Annotated in this window: 26 protein-coding genes; 14 read left to right on the forward strand and 12 right to left on the reverse strand. The window is 69.1% G+C overall.

Annotation, left to right across the window (positions count from 1 at the left end; translation table 11 throughout):
• Positions 1–5 precede the first annotated feature (5 nt).
• Positions 6–2,486: a DUF1549 and DUF1553 domain-containing protein gene (locus J2X20_RS26615; protein ID WP_310272203.1), complete on the reverse strand. Its 2,481-nt coding sequence runs from the start codon at positions 2,484–2,486 to the stop codon at positions 6–8.
• A 140-nt stretch (positions 2,487–2,626) separates the two neighbouring features.
• Positions 2,627–5,326, reverse strand: a complete 2,700-nt coding sequence (locus J2X20_RS26620) for a TonB-dependent receptor (protein WP_310272205.1) — start codon at positions 5,324–5,326, stop codon at positions 2,627–2,629.
• Positions 5,327–5,624: 298 nt separating this feature from the next.
• Here J2X20_RS26620 and J2X20_RS26625 point away from each other — a divergent pair, with 298 nt between their 5' ends.
• The gene (locus J2X20_RS26625; protein WP_310272207.1) at positions 5,625–6,107 is read left to right on the forward strand and encodes a rhodanese-like domain-containing protein; all 483 of its coding nucleotides are present in this window, start codon (positions 5,625–5,627) and stop codon (positions 6,105–6,107) included.
• Positions 6,082–6,756 carry a cytochrome b/b6 domain-containing protein gene (locus J2X20_RS26630; RefSeq protein ID WP_310272210.1) on the forward strand — a complete coding sequence of 225 codons (675 nt, stop codon included), beginning with the start codon at positions 6,082–6,084 and terminating at the stop codon, positions 6,754–6,756. The genes J2X20_RS26625 and J2X20_RS26630 overlap by 26 nt, the downstream gene beginning before the upstream one ends.
• Here J2X20_RS26630 and J2X20_RS26635 read toward each other — a convergent pair.
• Entirely contained in the window at positions 6,753–7,283 is a 531-nt protein-coding gene (locus J2X20_RS26635) for a Rossmann-fold NAD(P)-binding domain-containing protein (protein WP_310272213.1), read from the reverse strand. The genes J2X20_RS26630 and J2X20_RS26635 overlap by 4 nt on opposite strands.
• 175 nt (positions 7,284–7,458) lie before the next feature.
• On the opposite strand from J2X20_RS26635, the gene J2X20_RS26640 reads away from it, so the two are divergent.
• Entirely contained in the window at positions 7,459–8,205 is a 747-nt protein-coding gene (locus J2X20_RS26640; RefSeq protein WP_310272216.1) for a Crp/Fnr family transcriptional regulator, read from the forward strand.
• Between the two features lie 51 nt (positions 8,206–8,256).
• Here the strand turns inward: J2X20_RS26640 and J2X20_RS26645 are convergent, their stop codons facing one another.
• A complete protein-coding gene (locus tag J2X20_RS26645; RefSeq protein ID WP_310272220.1) occupies positions 8,257–8,979 on the reverse strand; it encodes a winged helix-turn-helix domain-containing protein in 723 nt (240 codons plus the stop codon).
• Positions 8,980–9,118: 139 nt separating this feature from the next.
• Between J2X20_RS26645 and ggt the strand changes: the two genes are divergently transcribed.
• The 8 genes from ggt to J2X20_RS26685 all read left to right on the forward strand — a co-directional run bounded on the left by ggt (position 9,119) and on the right by J2X20_RS26685 (position 17,453).
• A complete protein-coding gene (ggt, locus tag J2X20_RS26650; RefSeq protein ID WP_310272565.1) occupies positions 9,119–10,810 on the forward strand; it encodes a gamma-glutamyltransferase in 1,692 nt (563 codons plus the stop codon).
• A gap of 59 nt (positions 10,811–10,869) precedes the next feature.
• Complete coding sequence (locus J2X20_RS26655; RefSeq protein WP_310272222.1) at positions 10,870–11,334, forward strand: hypothetical protein; 465 nt, start codon at positions 10,870–10,872, stop codon at positions 11,332–11,334.
• A 7-nt stretch (positions 11,335–11,341) separates the two neighbouring features.
• Positions 11,342–13,363, forward strand: coding sequence for an alkaline phosphatase (locus J2X20_RS26660; RefSeq protein ID WP_310272224.1), 2,022 nt, complete (start codon positions 11,342–11,344; stop codon positions 13,361–13,363).
• Positions 13,360–13,959 (forward strand): TVP38/TMEM64 family protein, encoded by a 600-nt coding sequence (locus J2X20_RS26665; RefSeq protein WP_310272227.1) that lies wholly within the window; start codon positions 13,360–13,362, stop codon positions 13,957–13,959. Before J2X20_RS26660 ends, J2X20_RS26665 begins: the two co-directional genes overlap by 4 nt.
• Positions 13,960–14,002: 43 nt before the next feature.
• On the forward strand, positions 14,003–15,142 hold the full coding sequence (locus J2X20_RS26670; RefSeq protein WP_310272230.1) for an MFS transporter: 1,140 nt from the start codon (positions 14,003–14,005) through the stop codon (positions 15,140–15,142).
• A gap of 58 nt (positions 15,143–15,200) precedes the next feature.
• The gene (locus J2X20_RS26675) at positions 15,201–15,971 is read left to right on the forward strand and encodes a class I SAM-dependent methyltransferase (RefSeq protein WP_310272233.1); all 771 of its coding nucleotides are present in this window, start codon (positions 15,201–15,203) and stop codon (positions 15,969–15,971) included.
• The gene (locus tag J2X20_RS26680) at positions 15,968–16,771 is read left to right on the forward strand and encodes a DUF2520 domain-containing protein (RefSeq protein WP_310272235.1); all 804 of its coding nucleotides are present in this window, start codon (positions 15,968–15,970) and stop codon (positions 16,769–16,771) included. Before J2X20_RS26675 ends, J2X20_RS26680 begins: the two co-directional genes overlap by 4 nt.
• Before the next feature lie 127 nt (positions 16,772–16,898).
• Positions 16,899–17,453, forward strand: coding sequence for a protein phosphatase CheZ (locus tag J2X20_RS26685; protein WP_310272237.1), 555 nt, complete (start codon positions 16,899–16,901; stop codon positions 17,451–17,453).
• Here J2X20_RS26685 and J2X20_RS26690 read toward each other — a convergent pair.
• On the reverse strand, positions 17,450–18,271 hold the full coding sequence (locus J2X20_RS26690; RefSeq protein WP_310272239.1) for a M90 family metallopeptidase: 822 nt from the start codon (positions 18,269–18,271) through the stop codon (positions 17,450–17,452). The two genes, J2X20_RS26685 and J2X20_RS26690, sit on opposite strands and share 4 nt — an antisense overlap.
• Before the next feature lie 79 nt (positions 18,272–18,350).
• Here J2X20_RS26690 and J2X20_RS26695 point away from each other — a divergent pair, with 79 nt between their 5' ends.
• The gene (locus tag J2X20_RS26695) at positions 18,351–19,526 is read left to right on the forward strand and encodes a YbfB/YjiJ family MFS transporter (protein WP_310272242.1); all 1,176 of its coding nucleotides are present in this window, start codon (positions 18,351–18,353) and stop codon (positions 19,524–19,526) included.
• Positions 19,527–19,589: 63 nt separating this feature from the next.
• Here J2X20_RS26695 and J2X20_RS26700 read toward each other — a convergent pair whose 3' ends face one another.
• The gene (locus tag J2X20_RS26700) at positions 19,590–19,841 is read right to left on the reverse strand and encodes a hypothetical protein (protein ID WP_310272244.1); all 252 of its coding nucleotides are present in this window, start codon (positions 19,839–19,841) and stop codon (positions 19,590–19,592) included.
• Between the two features lie 237 nt (positions 19,842–20,078).
• On the opposite strand from J2X20_RS26700, the gene J2X20_RS26705 reads away from it, so the two are divergent.
• Positions 20,079–20,258 (forward strand): hypothetical protein, encoded by a 180-nt coding sequence (locus J2X20_RS26705; protein ID WP_310272247.1) that lies wholly within the window; start codon positions 20,079–20,081, stop codon positions 20,256–20,258.
• A 40-nt stretch (positions 20,259–20,298) separates the two neighbouring features.
• The gene (locus J2X20_RS26710) at positions 20,299–20,631 is read left to right on the forward strand and encodes a hypothetical protein (RefSeq protein WP_310272248.1); all 333 of its coding nucleotides are present in this window, start codon (positions 20,299–20,301) and stop codon (positions 20,629–20,631) included.
• Here the strand turns inward: J2X20_RS26710 and J2X20_RS26715 are convergent, their stop codons facing one another.
• The 6 genes from J2X20_RS26715 to J2X20_RS26740 form a co-directional block, all read right to left on the reverse strand.
• Positions 20,632–21,834: an acetyl-CoA C-acetyltransferase gene (locus J2X20_RS26715; RefSeq protein WP_310272249.1), complete on the reverse strand. Its 1,203-nt coding sequence runs from the start codon at positions 21,832–21,834 to the stop codon at positions 20,632–20,634.
• 43 nt (positions 21,835–21,877) lie between these two features.
• Positions 21,878–23,146 (reverse strand): RNA polymerase sigma factor, encoded by a 1,269-nt coding sequence (locus tag J2X20_RS26720; RefSeq protein ID WP_310272251.1) that lies wholly within the window; start codon positions 23,144–23,146, stop codon positions 21,878–21,880.
• Complete coding sequence (locus J2X20_RS26725) at positions 23,092–23,439, reverse strand: YciI family protein (protein ID WP_310272253.1); 348 nt, start codon at positions 23,437–23,439, stop codon at positions 23,092–23,094. Before J2X20_RS26725 ends, J2X20_RS26720 begins: the two co-directional genes overlap by 55 nt.
• A gap of 96 nt (positions 23,440–23,535) precedes the next feature.
• Positions 23,536–24,690: an acyl-CoA dehydrogenase family protein gene (locus J2X20_RS26730; RefSeq protein WP_310272255.1), complete on the reverse strand. Its 1,155-nt coding sequence runs from the start codon at positions 24,688–24,690 to the stop codon at positions 23,536–23,538.
• A gap of 9 nt (positions 24,691–24,699) precedes the next feature.
• Positions 24,700–25,251 carry a HutD/Ves family protein gene (locus tag J2X20_RS26735; protein WP_310272257.1) on the reverse strand — a complete coding sequence of 184 codons (552 nt, stop codon included), beginning with the start codon at positions 25,249–25,251 and terminating at the stop codon, positions 24,700–24,702.
• 9 nt (positions 25,252–25,260) lie between these two features.
• A complete protein-coding gene (locus tag J2X20_RS26740; protein ID WP_310272260.1) occupies positions 25,261–26,652 on the reverse strand; it encodes a wax ester/triacylglycerol synthase domain-containing protein in 1,392 nt (463 codons plus the stop codon).
• Between the last annotated feature and the right edge of the window lie 57 nt (positions 26,653–26,709).

The raw sequence follows: 26,709 nt of genomic DNA on the forward strand, positions 1-26,709 counted from the left end.
GGTCCTCAGAAGCGGTAGGTGAATTCGTTGGTGTTGACCAGGGTGTGGACCAGGTCGACGAAGGCGGCGGCGCGGGCCTTGCTGGCGCCCTTGGTGGGGGCGCCGCTCGCGACAGCGACGGTGGCGGAGGGGGCGGCCCCGCCGCCGTCATCGGCCGAGTCGTCGCCGCCGTCGCCCTTCCTGCGCTTGGCGGCCTGCTGGTCCAGGTAGCTCAGGAAGGCGGTGCGCTCGTAGCGGTCGGGCTCGCGCTTGTAGGCGGCTTTGTAGAAGCCGTCGATTTGCTTGGCCAGCTTGGGATCCACGCCCCAGCCTTCGGGCAGATGCGGCTTCTTGACCTCGCCGGCCTGGGCCGTCTGCAGGGCCTCCTGGGCATTCAGGAAGGCGACGAGCTTTTCCTTTTCCTTGGCCGTGGGCTTGCGTGAGAACAGGATCTCGTAGACGCGGTCGATCTGTGCCGCCTCGCTGCCACCGGTCTCCTGGATGACGCGGCCGGCCAGGGCCTGGCTCCAACCCAGCACCAGGTCGCTGTTGACCAGGGCCAGGGCTTGCGGTGCCGTCGTCGTCACATCACGCTTGAAGTGGGGCGATTGCGGATTGGCCCAGTCGAAGGTCTCCAGCAGCGGATAGGGCGAGTTGCGCAGCACGAAGACATAAAGGCTGCGGCGGTTGTGGTCGCGCGGGTCCTCGGACGTCTGCCAGCGGTTGCGCTGGCCGCCGATGTCGAAGTTGGGCGGGATGGGCGGATAGACCGAGGGGCCGCCGCGCTTTTCTTCCAGCAAACCCGAAGCCGCCAGCAGGGAGTCGCGCAGTTGCTCGGCCTCCAGGCGCTGGCGCGGGAAGGCCCAGAGCAGCTTGTTGTCCGGGTCCTGCTTGATGTCACGCGCCTGGCTGGCCTGGCGGTAGGTGCTGGACAGCAGGATCTGCCGGTGCAGCGTCTTCACGCTCCAGCCCTGCTTGACGAAGTCGGCCGCCAGCTTGTCCAGCAGCTCGGGATGGGTGGGTTTGCTGCCGGTCTTGCCGAAGTCGGCGCTGGTCTCGACGATGCCGCGGCCGAAGAACTGGGCCCATTGGCGGTTGACGAAGACGCGGGCGGTCAGGCCGTTGTCGGGGCTGACCAGCCAGTTGGCCAGGGCCGTGCGGCGACCCGAGGACGTCGTCGTGGGCTCGATCTTCAGCGTCGTGTTGTCGGTCAGCAGGGCGGGCAGGCCAGGCTGAACTTCCTGCAGCGGCCGGTCGTAGATGCCCTTGAAGAGCACCTTGGTCGGCGGCGCGTCGTTGCCCAGCTCGACGATGGTGGACACATAGCCCGGGTCCTTGGGCTTGAAGTGGTCGAACTTCTTCAGCTGCGCCGTCAGCACCTCGTACTTGGCGTAGGCCTCCTTGTCCTTGGTCTTGAGCTGGTTCTCGGCGTTGCGGGTGCGGCCCGACAGGGTCCACAGGTTGCGGTGGTAGATCCAGCGGTCGTAGGCGTTGCGCTCCGACGCCGGCTTGTTGATGGACTCGCGCGTGGCCGGCACGAAGCCCGACAGGCGGTCGGTCTCCAGCTTCTCGATGATGGGCTTGAGCAGGGCGTCGCGCTGCTCACGGATGTCCTTGGTCGCGTCTTCCCACTTGGCCAGCTGAGCGTCGTAGTCAGCCTTGGCCTTGCCCGTCAGCGGCGAGACATCGTCCTTCCAACTGGTGTTGGCGAAGAAGGCCTGGAACTCGTAGTACTCCTTCTGCGTGATCTTCTCGGTCTTGTGGTCGTGGCACTGGGCGCAGCCCAGCGTCGTGCCGAGGAAGACGGCCGAGACGGTGTCGGTCAGGTCGTTGGCCACCTCCTGCTTCTTCAGGTTCAGGTCCCGCGCATTGATCTCGTCCGGCAGGTTGCGCAGGAAGCCGGTGGCAATCAGCGCCTCGGTGCGCTCGGGCCAGAGCTCGTCGCCGGCGATCTGCTCCTTGACGAAGCGGTCGAAGGGCTTGTCGGCATTGAAGGCGTTGACGACGTAGTCGCGGTAGCGCCAGATATTGGGCCGCGTGCCGTCGGTGTTGTAGCCGTCGCTGTCGGCGTAGCGGGAGAGGTCCAGCCAGCGCCGCGCCTGCCGCTCGCCGTAGCGCGGCGAGGCCAGCAGGCGCTCGACGAGTTTTTCATGCGCCTTGGGCGACTTGTCGTTGACGAAGGCGTTCACTTCCTCCGGCGTCGGCAGGATGCCCCAGGCATCCAGCGTGGCGCGGCGGATGTAGGCGTGGCGGTCGGCCTCGGGCGAAGGCGTAATGCCTTGCGCTTCGAGCTTGGCCAGCACGAAGGCGTCCAGCGGCTGGCGCACCCAGGCCTTGGCCTTGGTGGCCGGCGTGGCGACCTGGGTGTTCAGCGGCGTGTACGACCAGGGCCGCTCGCTGCCTTTGACGAAGCCGCCGGGTGGCGCGTAGTCCTCGGCGGGGCTGAGGGTGGTGACGCCGGCCAGCAGGGCGGCGAGGGCGAGAGGGGCGATCCGGAACTGGGGCACGTAGGTCTCCCGGGAGATGAGCTAAGAGGGTCAGCGCAATAAACGCGCCAGCAAAAATGGCGCGAATGCGGTGGAAAGCAGGGCGGTTTTGCGGGGGCACCAACAGCGCTGTTGAAGCGCTGTTGGCGGATCAACAGTGCTTACAACCTGGCCATGAACTGGATGCCCACACTGCGCGGGATGGCCGGCGCGTAGCTGGTGCTGCTGATGGAGCGCACCGTGTCGTCGTTGAAGAGGTTCTTGACGATCAGGCTGACGTTGAAGCTCTTGTTGCGCGTGCCGAAGCCGATGCCGGCGTCCACCGTCGTGCTCTTGGGCACCACCGAGTAGGCCGACAGGCCGACGTCCGAGTAGTAGGACGAAGAGAAGGCCACGTTGCCCGTGTAGTTGATCTCCTTGTCGCCCCAGACCGGCTGGCGGTAGTCCACGCCGATGTTGCCGGTGTACTTGGCCGAGCCGGCCAGCGGCTTGCCGCTGAAGTCGGCATAGGGGGCGGCGCCGGGGAAGTTGTCCTCGGTGCGCTGGGCGGCATTGGGGAAGGACTTGTACTTGCCGTCGTTGTAGGCGGCCGAGAAGCGCACCGTCAGGTCACGGATGCCGCCGTAGACGCCGTCGATCTCCAGCCCCTTGACCTCGACCTTGGGCACGTTGCCGGTGGTGCTGGTGTAGTAGAAGGTGCCGTCGTTGTTCAGCGCCGTGGTGTAGCTGTCGACGACGCGCACGCTCTGCTGGTAGTCCTTGATGCGGGTCAGGAAGACGTCGGCATTCAGGATCAGCGTCTTGTTGAAGAGCGCCGACTTGAAGCCTGCCTCCAGGCTGTCGGTCTTCTCGGCCTTGACGGGCGAGGAGATGCCGTTGACGAACTGGGCGATGCCGGCCTTCTCGCCGTGCTGCAGCGACAGATAGCCCGTCAGGTCGCGGTTGAACTTGTAGCTCGGGCTCAGCACCCAGGCCGGCTGCGTGGCCTTGAAGGGCTCGGCCTCGGTGGTCGGGAAGAGCACGCCGACATTGGTCTTGCGGATGGCCTGGGCGTCGGCGAGCTGGCGCTTCTGGGCGGCACTGAGCGCGTCCCAGGTCGCGACGCCGAAATATTTGGCGGCGGCCTTGTTGGCGGCGGCCAGGGCGCTGGCGGAGCGGGCGGGATCGGCGGTGGACGTCGTCAGTGCAACGGTGGGTGCCGCAGCGGTGCCGGCGGCCACCTGCACCGCGCCGGCCGTACCCGCGGGCACGACGATGCCGTCCTTCACCCACTTGGCCGCGCCGGTGTTGAGGTAGCTGTCGAAGCCGCCCAGCAGCACGCCGTTGACGATGGAGGGATTCAGCTCGGGCGCGCTGCCATCGCTGGTGATGCGGCTGGTGCCGGCGTTCTTGCGCTCCTCGCGCGTCAGGCGGGCGCCGGTGGTCAGCGTCAGCGCCTCGCTGAAATGCCAATTGGCCTGGGCGAAGATGGCTGCGCTCTGGTTGCGGATGTCCTGTACGCCGGTCGGGCTGTTGTAGGAGGCCTTCACATTGGCCAGGCTGTTGCGCAGCAGGTCGCGGCCGGCGCCGTCGGCGTCCAGGCGGTTGTACTGGGCGGCGCTGGCGAACCAGGCGCCGGCGTCATTGCCCCACCAGCGGCGGTAGTCGGCCGTGTTGTTGACCTTGATGAAGTAGAGACCGGCCTGGTAGTCGACAAAGCCGCCGGGTGCGGACGTCAGGCGCAGCTCCTGCGTGGCCTGGCGGTAGTCGTTCCAGAAACCGCCGGCATTGCGATAGACGTCAAACGGCGTCGCGTCATCGTTCACGGCGTCGAAGTGGTAGCTCTTGAAGGCCGTGATGGAGGTCAGCGTGTGGCTGCCCAGCTGCCAGTTCAGGTCGGCCGTGGCGCCGGAGCTGCCGGTGACGAGGCCGCGCACCGAGTCGGTGGTCAGCAGGTTCTGGTAGTCGGCCAGCGAATAGCCGGTGTTGTCCTTGAACCAGCGCCGGCCCAGGCGTTGCTCGTTGGTGACGGTCGTGATGGGCGCGCCGTTGGAATAGGTCGTCGGCGGGTTGATGACGGGGAAGCTGCGGCCGTTGGTGGTCTCGCCGGCGCGCGGCTGCAGGTCGAAGGCGAAGCGGGCCTTGAAGTCGGGCGAGGGCGTGACGAGGAACTGCACGCGGCCCGAGATGCGGTCGGTGTTGGTGTAGCTGACGTCGCGGTTGTAGGCGTTCTTGATGTCGCCGGCACCGCGGTTGGCCGAGAAGGTGCCGCGCCAGGCGATCAGGCCGTCGACGATGGGGCCACCGATGGCCGCGGTGGCGAACAGGCCGTCGCGCTGGCGAAATCCCAGCGTGAAGTCGGCCGTCGGCGTGAAGCTGGGGCGCTTGGTGGTGAAGATGATGTTGCCGACGCTGGCGTTCTTGCCCAGCAGCGTGCCCTGCGGGCCGCGCGTGACCTCGATGGTGTCGATGTCGACGAAGTCGAAGCTGGACGTCAGCGCGTTGTAGGCGTAGGAAACGCCGTCCACGATGATGCCCACGCTCGGGTCCTGAGCCTCGGTCTGGCCGATCTTGCCGATGCCGCGGATGGAGATGGAGCTGGTGCGTTGGTTGCCGAGATTCCAGCTGACGTTGGCGGCGCGCTTGGTGATGTCGTCGATGCCCACAGCGCCCAGTCGGTCCAGTTCGGCGCCCTGGATGACGGAGATGGACAGCGGCACGTCCTGCAGCTTCTCGATGCGGTTGCGGCTGCGCACGGTCACGGCGCCGAGGGCTTGCTGCGCGGGTTCTTCGGCAGGGGCAGCTTCCTGGGCGAGGGCACTGCCGGCGGCGAGGGCGGCGATGAGGGCGGTGAGAGGGCGGAGGCGATGTTTTGTGGTCATGGAATGAGGTGATCGACAGAGGTGAGCCGATCGCTTCATTGCAGGGAGCGTGCCCAATGCGCCGGGCTTCTAAGCAACTTCGCTTCGCGTTGGCAACGGGGGTTTGGGCCCGTTTTGGCGGCCTTGAGGCCCGCTCTCGGCAGTCCGCCGGGCGCCTGCTGTTGCTGGATCAACAGCGCTACAGCAGGCGCTGCGCGTGAAGGCGCAGTTCTGACGTCGGCGACCGGCTTTTCACGGGGCCTGGGCTGGCACGGAAGCTGCGCTGTCCCCGAGGTCTGCAACTCCTCTGGACCTCAACATGAAAACACTGCACGCCCTGGCCTTTGCCCTCTTGTTTGGCCTCAGCGCCGTTGCCCAGGCCCAGACGGCCGCATCCGCACCGGCAGCCGAATGGAAATACAAGACCCAGCGCCTGAAGGCCGCCGAGGTCGACGCCTTGCTGGCCCAACCCGACAAGCTGTTGGTGCTGGACCTGCGCCGCCCCGACGAGCTCATCAAGTACGGCAGCTTCCCGGTCTTCCTCAACATCCAGAACAAGGACCTCGAAAAGCACCTGGCCTATCTGCCCAAGGACCGCGCCATCCTGACCGTGTCCAACCACGCGGTGCGCGCCGGGCGCGCGGGTGACATCCTGGCCGAGAAGGGCTATCGCGTCGCGGGTGCCACCGGCAGCGAGGACTACGAGAACGAGGGCGGCAAGGCCGTTGCCCATATCCAGGCACCGGCGCCGCGGGCCCAGGCCGAGGGAAGTGCCAATGTCGCAGCAGCCCGCCAGCCCTGAGCCCCACGCGGATGTCCCCGTCTGGGACCTGCCGCTGCGCGTCTTCCATTGGGCCCTGGTGGCCCTGGTGTCGGCTGCCATAGCGACCGGTCTCGCCGGCGGCGCCTGGATGAGCTGGCATGCGCGCGCCGGCCAGGGCATCGCGGCCCTGCTGGTGTTCCGCCTCGGCTGGGGCCTGTGGGGCACGCGCTACGCGCGCTTCGCGCAGTTCTGGCCCTCGCCCCGCCGCGTGTGGGCCTATCTGCGTGGGCGCTGGCAGGGCCTCGGTCACAACCCGTTGGGGGCGCTGTCCGTCTTCGCAGTGCTGACCCTACTGCTCACCCAGGTGGCGACCGGCCTGTTTGGCAATGACGAGATCGGCTTTGCCGGGCCCTGGTCGGGCTGGGTCGACGAGGAGCTGAGCCTGAAGCTGACCGGCTGGCACAAGCTCGCGGCGAAGCTGCTCTATGTCTGGCTGGGCCTGCATCTGGCGGCCATCGCCATCTATGTGGCGATCCGCCGCCAGCCCTTGTTGCGCGCCATGTGGCGGGGCCGCCGGCCCGGTGCGGCAGCAGCTGCGGCGGAGCGGCCGCGCCTGGCCTGGGTGCTGCTGAGCCTGGCTCTGGCGGCGGCGGCCTGGAGCCTGCTGCGCGTTTCGGGCCTGGGCTAAGCCAGGGTGCAGCTCAGCACCGCCTGCAACAGGTGGTGGTGGTTGCGGGCCACAGCCTCGGCCGGCAGCGGGTCGATCGGAGCAGGCGGCAGCGTCAGTTCGCCGCGCAGCTCCTGCAGCGTCATGCGCGCCGCCAGCGTCTGCAGCGGGTGGTCGGGCGAGGCAATGCCGTTGAAGACCGGCACGCCGGCGTCGCGGCCGAGCTGGCGCAAATCGGCTTCGTCCAGCCCTTGGCATTCGATGGCGTCATACAGCTGGCCGAGCAGGCGCGCCCGGTCGCGCAGCTGACGCGGGCCGGGCTCGGTGGCCCGTACGCGGGCGACCTGGGCGCCCAGACCGGTGGCGGCACGCAGGAAGGCTTGCGCAGCGGGGCTGTCGTGATCATCGCTGAGCAGGGCCAGGATCCTGCCGCGCAGCGGCGTGGCCTGGATCGGGCTGCGCTGGAATTGCCGCGCGCAGTCGACCAGGCCCTGGATATCGTTCCCGGGCAGTGCTTCCAGCGACAAGAGTGCTTGAGGATGCAGCATGGTCCCGCCAAGGCTAGGCGCCAAGGCGCCGCCCAGGCCTGACACAAATCAAGCAGACGCCGCCGTTCACCGCCGGTTTACCGAGCATTACCGAACGAGGCCCACCATTGCTCGCGGGTTGTCGGCCGGTTTCTACGCTGCTGTCCATCGCCACAAGCCGCCCAGGAGCCCCGAGATGCTGACCGCCACGATGCCCACCGCCGCCGCCCACCCTGCCTTGCGTGCCCCGGCCGCCGCACCCCAGCGCATCGCCGACACCCTGCAGGGCCTGCAGGACCATGTCGAGATCAGTCGCCGCATCCTGCACGCCGGTGACAGCCTGTACCGCACGGGTGACAACTTCGGCTGCCTGCATGTCGTCCACTCCGGCTTCTTCAAGACCCTCAACCTCGCCGCGGACGGCCGCGAGCAGGTCGTCGGCCTGCACTTCAAGGGCGACTGGCTGGGCTTTGACGGCATCGCCACCGGCCGCTACGGCTGCGACGCCGTCGCCCTGGACACCGGCGAGGTCTGGAGCGTGCGCTACGACGCACTGCTGGCGGCCTGCGCCCGCCATGCGCCGCTGCTGGGCCTGCTGCACGCGGCCATGAGCCGCGAGATCAGCCGCGACCGCGACTCGCTGCTGTCCCTGTGCACGCTGTCGGCCGATGCCCGCGTGGCCGATTTCCTGCGCTACTGGGCCGAAGCCATGGCCCAGTGCGGCCTGCGCAACGACCAGATCACGCTGCGCATGACGCGGGCCGAGATCGGCAACTACCTGGGCATGACGGTGGAGACGGTCAGCCGCGCCCTGACCAAGCTGGCCCGCGGGCAGTTGATCGCCTTCACCGAGCGCGGTCGCCGCGACATCTGCATCCCTGATGTGTCGGCCCTCGCCGCCTACGTGCAGCGCAGCTTGGCACCGAGCCCGGTGCTCCAGTAGGCGGCCCTCGCGGGGGCGACGGCCTTCGTCAGCGCCTTGCGTCAGGCGCGCTCAAGTCACCGTGGGCACGAAGAGATAGCCGGCGCCCCGGACGGCCTTGATGAGCTGGGGCTCATCGGCGCTGTCGCCCAGCTTCTTGCGCAAGCGCCCGATCAGCACGTCGATGGTGCGGTCGAACGGCGCCGCCTCGCGACCGCGCGTCTGCTCGAGCAGGAAGTCACGCGACAGCACGCGGCCGGCGTGGCGGGCCAGCACCTGCAGCAAGTCAAACTCGCCGGTGGTCAGTACGACCTCCGCGTTGCCGGTGTCGACCAGTCGACGAGCTGCCGTATCCAGCGTCCAGCCGGCAAAGCGCAGCTGGGTGCGGTCGGCCGTCGGCGCTGCGGGTGCCGCGGCCTCGCTGGGCGCCATGCGCCTCAGCACGGCCTTGATGCGCGCCAGCAGCTCGCGCAGGTCGAAGGGCTTGGTCACATAGTCGTCGGCACCCACCTCCAGGCCGACGACCTTGTCGATGGCGTCGCCGCGGCCGGTCAGGATGACCAGGCCGCAGCGCCAGTGCTCGCGCAGCTGGCGGGCGATGACGAAGCCGTCCTCGCCAGGCAGGCCCAGGTCCAGCAGCACCAGCTGGGGCGTGTCGACAGGCATCAGCTCCAGCAGAGCGCGGCCGTTGTGCAGCTGGCTGACGCGAAAGCCCTGGGCCTTCAGGTAGTTGGCCAGCAGCAGGGTGATGTCGATCTCGTCGTCGACGACAGCGATGTGGAGGGGGCTGCTCATGGAAGAGGCCACTTTAACTGCGCCTCCCATGACGTCGCGATCCAGGGGAGTGGCAAGCGCAGAGCAGCGCAGTAAGGTCGGCCCCCAATAGCCTGGAAGGAGTTCTCGCATGAAATTCTTGGAATCGCGTTCCCTGGTGATGACGGCCGCGCTGCTGGCGGCGGGCCTGGCGCAGGCGGCCTCGCAGGCCCCGGTGGCCGCCGAGAACGGCATGGTGGTCACGGCCCAGCACCTGGCCACGCGTGTCGGCGTGGACGTGCTGAAGGACGGCGGCAATGCGGTGGACGCGGCCGTGGCCGTGGGCTATGCGCTGGCAGTCGTCTACCCCGCCGCGGGCAACCTCGGCGGCGGCGGCTTCATGACCGTCCAGCTGGCCGACGGGCGCAAGACCTTCCTCGACTTCCGCGAGAAGGCGCCGCTGGCCGCCACGGCGAACATGTACCTCGACAAGGACGGCAATGTCGTCAAGGGCCTGAGTACCAAGGGCCATCTCGCCGTGGCCGTGCCGGGCAGCGTGTCGGGCCTGGAATACGCGCTGGCCAAGTACGGCACGATGAAGCGCGCCGCGGTCATCACGCCGGCCATCCATTACGCGGAGAAGGGCTTCGTGCTGGACCAGGGCGACATCGACATGCTGCACACCGCCACCGACGACTTCCGCAAGGATGCGGCCACGGCGGCCATCTTCCTCAACCAGGGCCAGCCCTGGCAGGTCGGCCAGAAGCTGGTGCAGAAGGACCTGGCCAACACGCTGAAGGCCATCCGCGACAAGGGCGAGGCCGGTTTCTACAAGGGCCCGGTGGCGGCGGCGCTGGTTGCGTCGAGCCAGGCGGGCAAGGGCATCCTGAGCCAGGCCGATCTGGATCAGTACAAGACGCGCGAACTGCCGCCGGTGGAATGCGACTACCGCGGCTACCACGTCGTTTCGGCACCGCCGCCGAGTTCGGGCGGCGTCATCATCTGCGAGATCCTCAACATCCTGGAGGGCTATCCGCTGAAGGAGCTGGGCTTCCGCTCGGCGCAGGCGGTGCACTACCAGATCGAGGCCATGCGCCATGCCTATGTGGACCGCAACAGCTATCTGGGCGACCCCGACTTCGTCAAGAACCCGCTGGAGCGCCTGCTCAGCAAGGACTACGCGGCCCAACTGCGCGCCGTCATCGACCCGAACAAGGCCGGAGTCTCCAAGGACATCAAGCCCGGCGTGTCGCCGCACGAGGGCAGCAACACCACGCACTACTCCATCGTCGACAAGTGGGGCAATGCCGTGTCGGTGACCTACACGCTGAACGACTGGTTCGGCGCCCGCGTGACGGCCGCCAAGACCGGCGTGCTGCTGAACGACGAGATGGATGACTTCACCGCCAAGGTCGGCGTGCCCAATCTCTACGGCCTGGTGCAGGGCGAGGCCAACAAGATCGAACCGGGCAAGCGCCCGCTGTCGTCCATGAGCCCCACCGTCGTCACCAAGGACGGCAAGACCATCATGGTGGTCGGCACGCCGGGCGGCAGCCGCATCATCACGGCGGTGCTGCACACCATGATCAACGTCATCGACTACGGCATGGACGTGCAGGAGGCGACGGACGCGCCGCGCTTCCACCAGCAGTGGCTGCCCGAGGCGACCAATCTGGAGGTGAATGCGCTGTCGCCCGACACGCGCAAGATCCTGGAGGGCTGGGGCCAGAAGTTCGCCGACCCGCAGCCGGCCAACCACCTCGCCAGCATCCTGGTCGGTGCACCCAGGCTGGGCGGCAAGCCGGTGGGCAAGAACCGCTACTACGGCGCCAACGACCCGCGGCGCAACAGCGGCCTTGCGCTGGGCTACTGAGCTTCGTCATCGATTTGACACAGCTTCGCGGGAGCATGCAGCCCTTTTGACAGGGCCGCATGCGACCGTACTTATTGCTGCTCGCCGGTGCGCTGAGCCTTGCCGCCCTGGCTGCCACAGCCGCGCCGGTCGAGTTGGCTTTCTCCGACTTCTTCGCTCAACCCATTGGCCCGCGCGGGCTGGAGCCCACCGCCAAGCTGAAGGCCGCCGCCGGCCAGGAGGTGAGGCTGGTGGGTTTCATGGTGCAGCGCGAGCAACCCCAGGCCGGCCAGTTCCTGCTGACGCCGCGCCCCGTCGCCATGGCCGAGCATGCCGACGGCGAGGCCGATGACCTGCCAGCCTCCACCGTCACCGTGCTGCTGTCCGAATCGCAGCGCGCGCGCTTCGTCGCCCACCAGGCCGGCCCCATCGCTTTGACTGGTCGCCTCGAATACGGCCCGGCCGAAGACGCCAGCGGCCGCGTCAGCTGGATCCGCCTGCGCCTCGCGCCCGAGGCCCTGGCCGCCGCCCCTGCATCGCATTGAGACCTCGATGAAACACACCCTGCTTCTCGCCGCACTTGCCGCCGGCTCCGCCATGGCAGCGCCCACCGTCACCCGTCTGACGCCGCCCAGCGAGCTCTTCTCCAGCGGCCGGGCCGACCCCGTCATCGCCCGCTTCCTGCCCGGCCAGCGCTTCGACCTGCAGGCCACCATCAAGCCCGATGCGGGTCAGAAGATCAGCGCCGCCCGTTTCCTCATCGACGGCAAGCCGGTGGCCGCCGGCGTCGCGCTGCGCGATTGCACCAGCGGCTGCGTGAAGGGCCTGGCTGCCGAGACTGTCATCGCCACCGTGCGCGCGGTCAGCAGCGACCTCGCCGGCAAGCATGAGTTCAGCGTCGAGGCCACCCAGGCCGACGGCCAGAAGGTCGTCGCCAAGGGCAACTTCGAGGTTGTGCCCTTCACGGCCGCCTTCGGCCCCAAGGTCAGAAACATCATCATCCTGCTGGGCGACGGCATGGGCGCCTCGCAGCGCACCGCCGCGCGCATCGTGCATGGCTATGCCCAGGGCAAGGCCCTGCAGCCCCTGGCCATGGACACGTTCACGGCGACCGCCATGGTCAAGACCTCGTCGCTGAACTCCATCGTGACGGACTCGGCGCCGGGCATGACGAGCTATGTCAGCGGCAACAAGAACAACAACAACGAGGAGGGCGTCTTTCCCGACGATACGGTGGACGCCTTCGACAACCCGCGCGTCGAATACCTCAGCGAGTATCTGCACCGCACCCAGGGCAAGCAGCTCGGTGTCGTCACGACGGCCGACGTCTTTGACGCCACGCCGGCCGGCAATGCCGTGCACACCAGCAACCGCGGCGCGGGCACGGGCATCGTCGACCAGTTCTTCGACGACCGCGCTCACACCGGCCTGACCGTGCTGATGGGCGGCGGCCGCAAGTGGTTCCTGCCCGCCGGCACGCCGGGCTCGGCGCGCACCGACAGCAGCGACTACGCCTTCTCGGTGGCCGACGCCCACACGGCCGAGATCGTCAAGCGCTGGAGCGTGGCCGCAGGCAGCCTGGACAAGGGCCGCGATCTGATCAAGGACTTCCAGGGCGCCGGCTTCCAATACGCCGCCACCAGGACCGACCTCGACAAGGCCGACGCCGCCAAGCCCTTGCTCGGCCTGTTCGCCTTCTCCAACATGAATGTGGCCCTGGACAAGATCAACGGCCGGCGCGGTGCCGACAAGAACGGCCTGCAGGGCGGCAGCGTCGTCGACGACTTCGGCCTGCCCGACCAGCCCATGCTGGACGAGATGGCCGCCAAGGCCATCAAGGTGCTGAAGCGCTCGCCCAGGGGCTTTGTGCTGATGATCGAAGGCGCCTCCATCGACAAGCAGGCCCACAACATGGACACCGAGCGCTGGATGCTGGACACGCTGGAGTTCGACCGCGCCGTGCGCGTGGCCCAGGACTTCGCGGCCGAGCAGGGCGACACCCTGGTCATCGTGACGGCCGACCATGAATGCTCCGGCGCCGCGTTGATCGGCGGCTCCATGGTGACCGACAAGGCCTTGATCGATCTGGCCGCCAAGAAGGGCGTGCCCAATCTGCGCAACCAGGTCGTCGGCATCTACGAGAAGGCCGGCTTCCCGCGCTACAAGATTGCGGCCGACGGCTACCCCGAGACGACCGACATCGACTTCCGCCTGCTGGTGGGCTATGGCGCCAATGCCGACCGCTACGAGGACTGGCGCACCAAGAAGACGCCGCAGCGCGACAGCCAGCAGCCCTTTGCCAGCGAGGCGCCGCTGAAGTGGTACCCGGCCAATGCCCAGGAGCGCGACGACGCGCTGGGCGACTACCTCGTCACCGGCCAGGTGCCGGGCGAGTCGGCCGTGCACACCGCCACCGACGTGCCGCTGTCGGCCTATGGCCCCGGGGCCCTCGCCTTCACCGGCGTCATCGACAACACCGACGTCTTCTTCAAGCTGGCGCAGGCCGCCGTGAAGGGTATCGTCGCGCCCGCCGATACTTCGGGCTCCAAGAAGCCGTCCAAGCCCAAGCGTTGAAGCCCACCGAGACCGCCCCCCCCGCGCCCATCCATCAGCGTTGGCGCTGGCTGGCGGTCCTGGTTTTCGTCGCCGGGCTGTGGGGCCTGGTCGAGATCACCGGCCTGCGCCAGCAGATCAGCCTGCAGGCCGTGCGCGAGGGCTTTGCCCAGCACCGGCTGTGGGGCCTTGCGGCCTTCACGGCGCTGTTCGTGCTAGCCAACCTGGCACACATCCCCGGCGCCTTCTTTCTCGCCGCGGCGGTGCTGGCCCTGGGGCCGGTGTGGGGAGCGCTGACGACCTATGTCGCCGCCTGCATCGCCTGCACGGTGACCTTCGTCGTCGTGCGCGCCCTGGGCGCCGACGCGCTGCGCGAGCTGGACAACCGGCTGGCACGCCGGCTGTTTGCCAAGCTGGATGCCCACCCGGTGCGCAGCGTTGTCATGCTGCGCACGGTCTTCCATTCGGTGTCGGCGCTGAACTACACGCTGGCCCTGTCCGGCGTCAGCCTGCGGGACTATGTGATCGGCACGCTGCTGGGCCTGCCCCTGCCCATCCTCGTCGTCACGGCACTGTTCGACACCTTGGCCGTCTGGATGGGCTGGGCCACCCATTGACCCTTGGCGGGCGCGACTTCGCGCCGCTGGCGATGATGGGGCGATGACCCCCTCCGCGACCCGCCAGCTCTGGCTGCTGGCCCTGGCCAACTTCGCCATCGGCATGGGCGCCTTCGTCGTCGTCGGCGTGCTGTCTCCGGTCGCCCTGGCCTTCGGTGTCGACCGGGCCCATGCCGGCGCGCTGATGAGCGTCTATGCCGGCACCTATGCCATCGCGTCGCCGCTGCTCATCGCGGCCACGGGCCGGTTGGACCGCAGGCGGCTGATGTCCATCGGCCTGGCGCTGTTCGCAGCGGGCTCCGTCATGGCCGCGCTGGCGCCCAGCTTTGCGTTGCTGCTGGCGGCACGTGCCTTGATGGCCTTGGGCGGCGGCCTCGTCACGCCGGTGGCGGCCTCGGTCGGCGTGGCCCTGGCCGGCCCGGGCCAGCAGGGCCGGGCCCTGGCCATCGTCTTCGGCGGGCTGACCTTCGCCCAGGTGCTGGGCATCCCGGCCGGCGCCTGGCTGGGCTATGCCCTGGGCTGGCAGGCGGCCTTTGTCGTCGTGGCCATGCTGACTTTGGTCGGTCTGGCTGCCATCGTCACGGCGCTGCCGGCCGGCATCGCGGTGCCGGTGGCCAGCTTGTCCAAGCTGGGCAAGGTGCTGCGCGATGCCCGGCTGATGGTGGCCGTCGCCTTCACCGCGCTTTTCACCGGCGGGCTCTACGTCTGCTACACCTTCGTCGCGCCGCTGTTGGAGAGCCTCTACGGCCTGAGCCGCGATGGCGTGACCGGCATGCTGCTGCTGTTCGGCCTGGGCGCCGTCGTTGGCAATGCCATGGGCGGGCGGCTGACTGACCGCATCGGTTCGCGCCGCACCCTGGTGCTGCTCTGCCTGGCCCAGAGCCTGTTGATGCCCGCGCTGACCCTGCCGACCTGGCCGCTGGCGGCGGTGGGCGCACTGATGTTCATCTGGAGCGTGTTCGGCTGGAGCTTCATGGTGCCCCAGCAGGCGCGCCTCGCGGCCCTGGACCCGGCCCAGCTGCCGGTGCTGTTCGCGCTGAATGCGTCGGCCATCTACGTCGGCGCCACGCTGGGTTCGGCCGTCGGCGGCGCGGTGCTGAAGGGGCTGGGTCTGCACGCCCTGGGCCTGTTTGGCGCCGCCCTGGCCCTGCTTGGTCTGGCGTCCTTGGCATTCCGTCGCTGAGCTTGGACAGGGGCCGACGCGCACCGGATACTGCCTGTTCCACAAGGAGACCCCCCTCATGAAGACTTGGCTGATTGCCACTCTCGCTCTGGCCGCTGCGGCTGCACAAGCCCAAGGCACCGACCCGCTGAAGGCCGCCGTCGCTGGCGACAACCGCCTGGTGGGCAATGTTGCCCGCGATGCCTATCGCCACCCCTACGAGACGCTGAACTTCTTTGGCATCAAGCCCACCGACACCGTCGTCGAGCTGGCCCCGGGCGGCGGCTGGTTCACCGAGATCCTGGCGCCCTATCTGCGCGAAGGCGGCCAGCTCTATGCGGCCGACGGCGGCAGCGCCCGCTTCAAGGCCAAGATGGATTCCATGGGCGTCTATGGCAAGGTCAAGATCACCAGCTTCGACCCCGCCAAGGGCCTGCTGGACATTGCCCCGCCCGGCAGCGCCGATGTGGTGCTGACCTTCCGCAATGTGCACAACTGGATGGGCATGGGAGAGGGCAAGGCGCAGGCCGTCTTCGACGCCGCCTTCAAGGCCCTGAAGCCGGGCGGCACCCTGGGCGTCGAGGAGCATCGCCTGCCCGCCTCGCGCATCCAGGATCCCAAGGCGCCGACGGGCTATGTGCAGGAGGCTGCTGTCATCCAGTTCGCCGAGAAGGCCGGCTTCAAGCTGGCCGGAAAGAGTGAGGTCAATGCCAACCCCAAGGACACGGCCGACCATCCCGATGGCGTCTGGACTCTGCCGCCGACCTATGCGCTGAAGGACAAGGACCGCGCGAAATACCAGGCCATCGGCGAGAGCGATCGCATGACGCTGAAGTTCGTCAAGCCTTGATCCACGCGGTCATCGGCTATGGCCGGCTGGCGCGGGCGCTGGTGCCGGCCTTGCAGGCGGCTGGCCAGCAGGTCGTTGTTGGCCGCCGCTTTCCGGTCGGCGGCGAGCTGGGGCAGGTGCAGGCGGCGCGGGCCGCAGACTGGGTCTGGCTGACCGTTCCCGATGACCAGATCGCCGCCACGGCGGCCAGCCTGCCCTGGCGCCCGGGCCAGTTGGCCCTGCATTGCAGCGGGGCGACGCCGCTCACCGCCTTGAGCCCGGCCCTGGCCGTGGCGGGCTTCCACCCCTTGAAGCTGCTGGCCGGCGACGCCGGCTTCGGCGGCGTGCATGTGGGCATAGAGGCCGATGCCGTCTACGGCCCGGCGCTGGAAGCACTCGCTCACGCGCTGGGGCTCGTGCCGCTGAGGTTGCCCACGCCGATGAGTGGCCAGGCCCGTGCGGCCTATCACGCGGCGGCCAATCTGGCCGCCAGCGGCGTGTTGGCCGTGCTGGCCGAGGCGCAGTCGCTGTGGAACGCGGCAGGCCTGGCTCAGTCGGAGGCCCTGGCCGCGCTGGCGCCGTTGACCCGCGGGGCCCTGGACACGGCCCTGGCCCGGGGCCTGGCGGCTGCCGTTTCGGGCCCCATCGCCCGCGGTGACGCCGGCGTGCTGGCCCGCCATCTGCAAGCCCTGGAGGCCGCCGGCCTGGAGGCCGATCTCTTGCGTGCTCTGGGCCAGCGCCAGCTCGCCCTGGCGCAAGCCGCCGGGCGCCTGGATGTGGCACAGATCACGGCCTTGCGTGCCCTGCTGGCGGCGCACTGAATACGTTTGCAGCATGGCGTGACAAAGGCCGCGTTCGGCGGCGAGTCGGCGGTTGCGCGCCGAGGGGGTGCTTCTAAACTTGTTACAGCCCCCGACGTTGTTGCCGGGCGCATCCAGGGAGTTCCAGATGTCCGACGCGTCCATCCAGGCCATGATCCGGGCCGACGCCGCCCAGGTCCTGCACACGGTCGTCGAGGAACTGCCTGACGCTCGAGAGCGCCTGGCCTATGTGCGCAGCATGACCGAACAGGCCGCCACCAAGGTGCTCAACCTCGTGGAGGCGGCCCAGGATGACGCCGAGGCCGTGCGCAAGAAGGGCCGCGAGCTGTCCGACGCGCTGAACCGCCTGGCCCTGTCCAGCAACATCAGCCAGGACCGCGCCCGCGCTCTGATGAAGCTCTGCGCCGCCTACGCGGCCGACGCCGCCAGCTTTGCGGCACGCGAGAAGTCGCTGCACACCGAGATCATGATGTCGCAGGACTTCCAGGATCTCTCCGGCCAGGTCATCAACAAGGTCAGCAAGATGCTGGAGCGCGCCGAACCGCCGCTCAAGGACCTGATCTCCTCGCTGCCGGCACCGGCCGCGGCCGCCGCACCCGAGGAGCTCGGCGGCGTGCAGACGCCCGACAAGGCCCTCAAGCAGGATGATGTGGATGACCTCTTGGCGTCCCTCGGCTTCTAAACCCAACTGGCCGGGTCCAACCGGTAGTAGCCGCTGAGCTCTGAATAGAGCGCCGGGTGCCCGGCCGCCAACTCGATCGGCCGCTCGAAGAACAGCTCGCTGATCACGGCGAAGAATTCCGCCGGATCGGTCGCCGCATAGGGATCGATCAGCCCGGGCTCGCCACGCGCCAGCCGCCAGCGCAGCGCATCGAACTCGTTCTGCATCACCACCGACCAGCGCCGGTAGGCCGCGGCCGACGGCAGCGCGGGCGCGCCATTGGCCGGGCCGCCAGCCTGGTCGAGCTGGTGGGCGAACTCGTGGATGACGACGTTGTGGCCGTCGCCGGGCGTGGCGGCGCCGCGCCTGACTTCATCCCAGGCCAGCAGCACCTGGCCCTGGCTCCAGCTCTCGCCGGCCAGCACGCGGCGCTGGTCCGACAGCACGCCGCCGGACTCCGTCACCGGCCGGTCGACGACAAAGGCGCTGGGATAGACCAGCACCTGGCGCAGCTCCGGGTAGACGCCGCGCGCCGCGCCCAGCAGGGGCAGGCAGGCCAGGGCCGCGATGGTCACGCGGATCTCATCCGTCACGCGCAGGCCGCGGCAGCCGAGGATGGGCTTTTCGGCCAGGAAGACCTGCATCAGGCCCTTGAGCCTGAGCTGCTGGCGCGCCGGCAGCCTGGACACCAGCGGCACATGGCGGCGCAGCAGGCGTCGCCAGGCCGGGGGGAAGGGGCGGCTCGCGATGCGTTCGCGGCGGCGGCGCACCCACAGCGGCCACAGCGCGATGCCAGCGGCGGCGAGCAGGACGAGGCAGAAGCAGATGAACAGCGGCATGCCGTGCAACTGGGCCCGCCTTGGCGGTTTGCAAGCCCCCCGCTGCCTGGGGTATGCCCGGCTCGCTTAACCTGCGTCCATGCCCGAACCCGAATCCCGTCTGCAGGCCTGGCAGGTGCTGCTGGGCGGCATCTGCGCCCTGGTGCTGACCATAGGCCTGGCGCGCTTCGCCTACACGCCGTTGCTGCCGCAGATGCACGCCCAGGCCGGCCTGGGCGTGGCCGATGGCGGCCTGCTGGCTGCCATCAATTACGCCGGCTATATGAGCGGTGCGCTGCTGGCGGCCTGGATCGAAAGCCCCGCCTGGCGTCAGCGCCTTTACGTCTGGGCCCTGCCGCTGGCGCTGCTGATCACGGCGTGGATGGGCTGGAGCACGAGCTTTGCTGCCTGGGCCCTGTCTCGCTACGTCGGGGGGCTGTGCGGCGCGGCGGGCATGCTGCTGGGCTCGGGCCTGGTCCAGGGCTGGCTGATGCGCTCGGGCCGCCGGCCGGAACTGGGCATCTATTTCATCGGCCTGGGGCTGGGCATCGTCGTGTCGGCGCTGGGCGCCATGGGCATGACGCGGCTGGACCTGGACTGGGCCGCGCAATGGCAGGGCTTTGCGCTGCTGGGCCTGGCCTTCCTGATCCCGGCCTGGGTCTGGCGGCCGCCGGTGCCGCCGCCGGTCGCCAAGGCGGCCGTGGGATCCGCACCCAGCCGGCGCTGGATGGCCCTGATGCTGGTGGCCTATTTCTGCGCTGGCTGGGGCTTCGTCATCAACGCGACCTTCACGGTCGCCATCGTCGAGGGTCAGCCGCTGCTGGCGGGGCAGGGGCCCTGGGCTTGGCTGCTGGTGGGCCTGGCATCGACACCGGCCGTGTTTGTGTGGGACCGCATCGCGCGCCGCACGGGCGACGTCGGCGCGCTGCTGATCGCCTTCGGCCTGCAGATCGTCGGGGTCCTGCTGCCGGTGTTGGCCCGCGGCCCCGAGTGGGCATTGATGGCGGCGCTGGCCGGTGCGCTGCTCTACGGAGCCACTTTCATCGGCATCGTCAGCCTGACATTGGCCCTGGTGGGCCGGCGCTCACCGGCCAACCCGGGCAAGGCCATGGCCAGGCTGACGCTGAGCTATGGCGTGGCCCAGGTCAGCGCTCCCGCGCTGACCGGTCGCATGGTCGAGGCCAGCGGCAGCTTCGACGCCGCGCTGTGGTTGACGGCCGCCGTGCTGGTCGCAGGCATGCTGGCCCTCGTCGGCGTGCAGCTCGAATCGCGTTGACGCGGGCTCACTGGCCCGTCGTCAGGCTGCAGCTGGTGCGGACCTCGCGTTCGACTCAGGCCCTCAGCTGCCAGCCTTGCCGCCCTGGGCCGCGCGCTGGTTGCGCACGTTCTCGCTGACGTTGTTGACGCTGCGACGCGCTTCCTCGCGTTCGGCCGCCGTGGTGCAGCGCGTGGTTGGCATCAGGCTGCCGGTGGGGGTTTGACGTTCGCAGATCGTGCCCTTGTCGTCGGTGGCCGCCTGGGTCGCGGCAGGCTGCTGCGAGGCGCAGGCAGCCAGCAGGAGGATCAGCAGGGGCATCAGCAGTCGTTTCATGGCGAAAGTTGGTCAAGATGAAGCGCCGCAGAATACCGTGCCGCTGACGTCCCAAATGCATGACATCCGGCATAGGCGGACAACCCTGCCCTCTGCCTTGAGGATGGACGGATGGAGGGCCTCGCGGAGCCGCAGACACAGTCCGCCACGGAGTAACTCTGTGTGACGCCGTCATCCGCCGCAGGCTCGCGGCGGTTAGTGGGGCACGGCCGCGCTGTTTGCGGTCCGGAGATCCTCATGAAACGACTGGCACTGGCCATTGCGCTGATTTCTTCCGCCCTGTTGTCGGGCTGCATCATCGTGCCGGCTCACCGTCATGGTGGTTACCACCGGGACGATTACCGCCGGGATGGCGGCTATCAACGCGACGGCGGCTACTACCGCGGCAGCGTCTACATCCAATCCGGCCCGAGGTAACCGCATTGGCCGCCTCTGCACGAGGGGCCTGGAGATTGCTATGAAACGACTGACTCTGGCCTTCGCCCTGGCCTCGTCCGCGCTGCTGTCGGCCTGCGTGGTCGTGCCCGCCCACCGGGCCGATTACTACGATGGCGGCTCGACCATCGTGGTCGATGCGCCGCCACCGGCCCCCTATGCCGAGGTCGTGCCCGTCATGCCCTATCCGGGCGCGGTCTGGATCAGCGGCTACTGGGGCTGGAGCGGTGGCCGCCACCACTGGGTGCCCGGCTACTACGAGCGCCCGCGCCCCGGCTATCGCTACGAGCCGCACCGCTGGGACAACCGCGGTGGCCGCTGGCATCTGCGCATTGGCGGCTGGGTGAGGGGCTAGTCACATCCTCTCGATGAGGGTGGCGATGCCCATGCCGCCACCGACGCACAGCGTCACGGCGCCGGTCTGCAGATCGCGCCGTTCGAGTTCATCCAGCAACGTGCCGAGCAGCATGGCGCCGGTCGCGCCCAGCGGGTGACCGAGAGCGATGGCGCCCCCATTCACGTTGACGCGATCCAGGTCCAGGCCGAGGTCGCGCGCCGTCTTCATCGGCACGGCGGCGAAGGCCTCGTTGATTTCCCAAAGATCGATGTCCGAGGCCTGCATGCCGGCCTGGCGCAGGGCCTTCTGGCAGGCCGGCGTCGTGCCGGTCAGCATGATGGTGGGCTCGCTGCCCGTCACGGCGGCGGCGCGGATGCGGGCGCGCGGCTTGAGCCCCGCGGCCTCGCCACCGGCCTTGGAACCCACCAAGACGACGGCGGCGCCATCGACGATGCCCGATGAATTGCCGGCATGGTGGCGATGCTCGATGGACGTGGCCTGCGGGTACTTCCTGAGGGCCAGCGGGTCGAACTTCGCGCCCAGCTTGATGAAGGAGGGGTTCAGCGCGGCCAGCGTCGCGGCGCTCGTCTGCGGGCGGATGGTCTCGTCCTGCGCGAGCAGCAGGGTGCCGGCTTCGTCAAGCACCGGCACCAGGGCTTTTGCAAACCGGCCTTCGGCTTGCGCTGCAGCGGCACGCTGGTGGGAGCGGGCCGCATAGGCGTCCAGCTCCTCGCGTGTGAACCCCTCCAGCGTCGCGATCAGGTCGGCGCTGATGCCCTGGGGCACGAAGCCGACGGCGTTGACGACGCGCTCGTCCAGCATCCAGGCCCCGCCGTCGCTGCCCATGGGCACGCGGCTCATGCTTTCAACACCGCCGGCGACGACGAGCTGCTCGAAGCCGCTGGCCACCTTGGCCGCGGCCAGGTTGACGCTCTCCAGGCCCGAGGCGCAGAAGCGCGACTGCGTGACGCCGGCGACCGACTGTGACCAGCCGGCATCCAGCACGGCGATGCGGGCGATGTCGCCGCCCTGCTCGGCAATCGGCGTCACGCAGCCGAGGACGACGTCGTCGACCAGCGCCGTGTCAAGCTGGTTGCGCTGCTGCAAGGCCTGCAGCACCGTGCGCACCAGCCAGATCGGCGTGGCCGAATGCAGCGACCCTTCGGGCTTGCCCTTGCCGCGCGGCGTGCGGCAGTGGTCGTAGAGATAGGCGTCGAACATGGCGGAGCTTTCGAGGGGTATCGGCTGCGCCCATTGTGAGCCGTCATCGCCAGGCCGAAGCGCGGCGGCGCAGGAACTCCCGCACCGCCTCGTCGCTCTCCAGCTCGATGGCGCGCTCACTGGCCTGGCGGGCCTCGGCGACCCGGCCGCTACGGCCCAGCAGTTCGGCGCGGGCCGCCCAATAGGGCTGGTAGTTGCCCAGTTCGGTGTGCAGGCCGTCCAGGGCGGCCAGGCCGGCGGCGGCGCCGGCCGTGTTGGACAAGGCCACGGCGTGGTTCAGCGCGGCGACCGGCGAGCCGGTCAGCTCGCACAGGCCGGCGTACAGCCTCTCGATGGCTGTCCAGTTGGCCTGGCCGCGGCGCCGGCCTTCGAGATGGGCCGATTGCACGGCCGCCTCGAGTTGGTAGCGGCCCGGCCGGCCATGGCTGGCGGCCAGGTGGAGCAGGCCTTCGGCCTCGTTGATCAGCGCGTGCTCCCACAGCGCCGCGTCCTGTTCGTCCAGCGGTACGTAGACGCCTTGCGCGTCACGTCGTGCGGCGCGGCGGGCGTGCGAGTACAGCATCAGCGCGAGCAGGCCCAGGGCCTCGGGCTCCTGCGGCAGCAGCGAGGCGACCAGGCGGGCCAGCCAGATCGCTTCCGCCGCGAGGTCGCGCCGGCGCGGATCGGTGCCGGCCGCGTCGGTCCAGGCATCGGCATAGACGGCATAGATGGCCGACAGCACGGCCGCCAGGCGCTCGCCCAGCTCGGCCCTCTGCGGCACCTGCAGGCCGATGCCGGCCTGGCGGATCTTGGCCTTGGCGCGCACCAGGCGCTGGCTCATGGCGGCCGGCGCGACGAGGAAGGCCGCCGCGATCGTGGCGGCGTCGAAGCCCAGCACGGCCTGCAGCATCAGCGGCGCGCGGGCTGACGCGTCGATGGCCGGATGGGCGCAGGCGAACATCAGCTCCAGGCGTCGATCCGGCAGGGCATGCGCATCGGACGGTGTCTCGAGCTCGGCCAGCCATTCGAGCCAGGCCGCGGCCTCTTCGTCGCGGCGGCGGCCGCGCAGGCCGTCGATGGTCTTGCGGCGCGCGACGGTCAACAGCCAGGCTTCCGGGTTGGCGGGAATGCCGTCCACGGGCCAGCGCCTCAGCGCCGTCTCGAAGGCATCGGCCAGCGCGTCCTCGGCGCCGGCGACGTCGCGCGAGCGGGCCGCGAGAAAGGCGACCAGCCGGCCATAACTGCGCCGGGCCGCCTGCTCGGCGGCCGCGGCCGGGCTCAGGTCGGCCAGACCGGCCTCACTTCGACGGTTCCATGGTGGGCGCCGGGGCAACGCGCGGCCCAGCTCAGCGCGGCGTCGAGGTCGGGCACGTCGATGAGGAAATAGCCACCGAGCTGCTCGCGCGTTTCGATGAAGGGGCCGTCCAGCACTTCGGTCTTGCCGGCACGCACGCGCACCGTGGTGGACATGTCCGCGGGCCGCAGCCGGTGGCTGCCGCGGACGATGCCCGCCTTGGCCAGGGCTTCGGCGTAGGCGCCATAGGCTGCCATCGCGGCGGAACTCTCGGCCTCGCTGAGGGCCGCGAAGCCGGCTGGGTCGGCGTGGATCAACAGCATGTATTCCATGGGAATCTCCTTGAAGGGGTCAGGCGGCGCGACATGCGCCGTCTGACAATGACGCTCGGCCGCCCCGCCATTTCGACATCGGCACCCCAAAAAAACTCACATCGAGCGCGACGCCAGCTCCTTCATGATCTCGTTGGTGCCGCCGTAGATGCGCGTCACGCGGGCGTCGGCCCACAGCTCGGCGATCGGTGTCTCGAGCATGTAGCCATAGCCGCCGAAGAGCTGCAGGCAGGCGTCGGTGAGCTGGGAGGCGAGGTCGCTGCACCAGGCCTTCACGAGGGCGGCGCGGGCGGCGTCGAGCTCGCCCTTCAGATGGGCCGAGATGGCAGCGTCGACCAGGGCGCGGGCCGCCAGCACATCGCTCTGCGCCTGGGCCAGCACGAAGCGGGTGTTCTGGAAGGTCCAGATCGGCTGGCCAAAGGCTTCGCGCTGTTTGGCATAGGTGACGGTGTCGTCCAGCGCCCTCTCCATCATCGCGACGGCTTGGCACGCGATGACCAGGCGCTCCTGCGGCAGTTCGCCCATCAGCTGGCCAAAGGCCAGGCCTTCGCGCCCGCCAAGCAGGTTCGCGGCCGGCACGCGCAGCGCGTCGAAGAAGAGTTCGCTGGTGTCCTGGGCCTTCAGGCCGATCTTGTCCAGGCGCCGGCGCGTCAGGCCGCGGGTGTCGGCATAGATCTCGGCGACGATGAGCGACAGGCCTTTGGCGCCCGCTGCGTCGCCGGTGCGGCAGACGATGACGATGAGGTCGGCGTTCTGGCCGTTGGTGATGAAGGTCTTCTGGCCGCTGATGACGTAATGGTCGCCGTCCAGGCGCGCGCGGGTGCGGATGGCCTGCAGGTCAGAGCCCGTGCCCGGCTCCGTCATGGCGATGGCGCCGACACGTTCGCCTGTTGCGAGGGCCGGCAGCCAGCGGCGTTGTTGCGCCTCGCTGCCATGGTGCAGCAGATAGGGCGCGACGATGGCCGAGTGCACGCTGCCGCCAAAGCCACCGAGATTGGCCCGCGCGGCCTCCATGACGATGACGGCCTCGTGGCCGAAGTCGCCACCGCTGCCGCCGAATTCCTCGGGCATGGCCGCGCACAGCAGGCCCTGGGCGCCGGCCTCGCGCCAGGTGTCGCGCTCCATCAGGCCGGCATCACGCCAGCCGGCCGCGCGCGGCACCCATCGCTCGGCGAAGAAGCGCGCCGCGCCGTCCCGCAGCAGGCGATGTTCTTCGCGCATCCACGTCGAGGGGAAGAGGGGCAGGGGCATCTGGGCTGTCTAGGTTGCGGGAGCACTGAATTCCAGCCACAGGCCGGGCTGGTCGAAGGTCATCCCGGCCTGCGGCGCGGCGTCCAGCCAGAGCAGGGTGTGGCGGCCCAGGGCGGCGCTGCGGCCATCGGCACAGGACCAGTGGCCGGCCTGCAGCGCGAACAGGCCACAGGACTGCTGGCGTGCCTGCCAGCGGCGGCCCGGCAGCGCAGACTGCATCGCCGCCTGCCCGCCCCGGTTCATCAGGTTCAGGTCGCGTGCGGCGCCTTGCAGCAGGCGGCCGAAAGGCGCTGTGGCGCCATCGAACCTCAGCGGCGGATCCAGGGGTGTCAGCGTCACGGTCTGGTGGGCGAATTCGAGCTGCATGCCCGCGCCCTCGACGAGGCTCAGCCATCGCTCGACGCCGGGGTAGGGGGAGAAGGGGCCGTCGGTTGCAACGTCGGCCATTGAAATCCGCAGCTGCCAGGCGTCCTCGGCGGGCAGCGCCAGCAGGGTGCGCGTGCTGCCGCCGCCGTTCTTCCAGGCGGTCGGCGCGATCGCGTCGGGGTCGATGAGGCGCATCGTGACGGCCTAGATGCCGACCGCTTCCTCCAGCGTCGCGATCTCTTCCTCGATATAGGCCGACAGCCGGCCGAGATTGGGCAGGGCGTCGGTCGCGATCAGGCCGAAGTAGAGGGTGCCGGCATAGCTGAACAGCGTGATGTTGAGCAGATGCGTGGCCGGCAGCGTCGAGACCGGATGCATCTCCAGCAGCGGCGCGCCCTTCAGATACAGGCGCTCGGCCGGCCCCGGCACATTGGACACCAGGGTATTGCCCATGGGCGTGACCATGTCGGCCAGCTTCAGCATGCCGGCGATCTGGCCGAGCAGGCCGGTCAGGATGGTGTAGGTCTCGACCGCCTCGGGCGCCACCGCGTCGATCATGGAGCGCACATTGCGCAGCGAATAGCCGACATTGCGCAGCCGCACATAGGCGTCGTCGGTGGGCGGCGACAGGTCGACGAGGATGATGCCGATCTTGTTGCCGCCACTCTTCTCGCCCTCGCGGCGCAGATTGACCGGCATCTGGATGGTGATGGGGCGGTCCAGCTCTATGCCCTCGTCGGCCAGGTAGCGGTGCATGGCGCCGTCCAGGCAGGTCAGGGCAACGTGATTGAGCGTGGCGCGCGAGACCTTGCGGATGGCGTCGATGCGGGCCATGGGCACGGCGGCGGTGGCGAACTGGCGGCCCGGCGTGGCATTGCCCGTGAAGGGCGTGTTGCCGCTGGCCATGAAGGGCAGGGCGATGGCGTTCTTGGTCAGCTTGACGGCTTCCAGGGCCAGCATGGCCGTCAGCCGCCCGATGCCGATGGCACGCTTGCTGTTGGCGGTGAGCTGCTTCCAGACCGTGCCGGCGACGGCCTGGTCCAGGCGCTTCTTGCCTTTGAGGCCGCCGCTGCGGCGGGTGTGGTCAAAGGTCCAGACCGGCGTGACGGTGTCGTCTTCGGGCGTGGTGCGCAGCGACTCGACGCCCCAGCGCGTCATCGTGATGCCGTCGGCCACCGCGTGGTGCATCTTGTAGTAGATGGCGAACTGCTTGTCCCACAGGCCGGCGATGACATGCACCTCCCACAGCGGGCGGCTGCGGTCGAGCACCGGTTCGTGCAGCTCCGACACCAGGGCGTAGAGCGCCTCGCGGTCGTTGTGGCCGGCCTTCATCTTGTGGAAGAAGACATGCTGCGTCAGGTCGACGGACTCGGCCTGGCCCCAGCTCGGCATCAGCGTCGGCGAGACGAAGTTGATGACGGCGTCGAAGGGCGGCTGCACGTCGGTGTGGGTCAGGAACTCCTCGTAGAGCTGCTTGGCGAAGTTGGCGCCGCCGCCCTTGGGTATCTGGTGGATGTGCAGGCCCGCCACATGCTTGGGACTGGCCTCGCTCTCGGCGATGAAGAAGGCGAGGTCGAGCAGGGAGAGTCGGCTCATGGTGTCTCCGTCGTTCTGTTGCGGCCCAGCATAGGCGGGCGTCCGCGCCGGTCAAGG

Source organism: Roseateles saccharophilus (assembly GCF_031458095.1).
GTDB lineage: Bacteria > Pseudomonadota > Gammaproteobacteria > Burkholderiales > Burkholderiaceae_C > Pelomonas > Pelomonas saccharophila_A.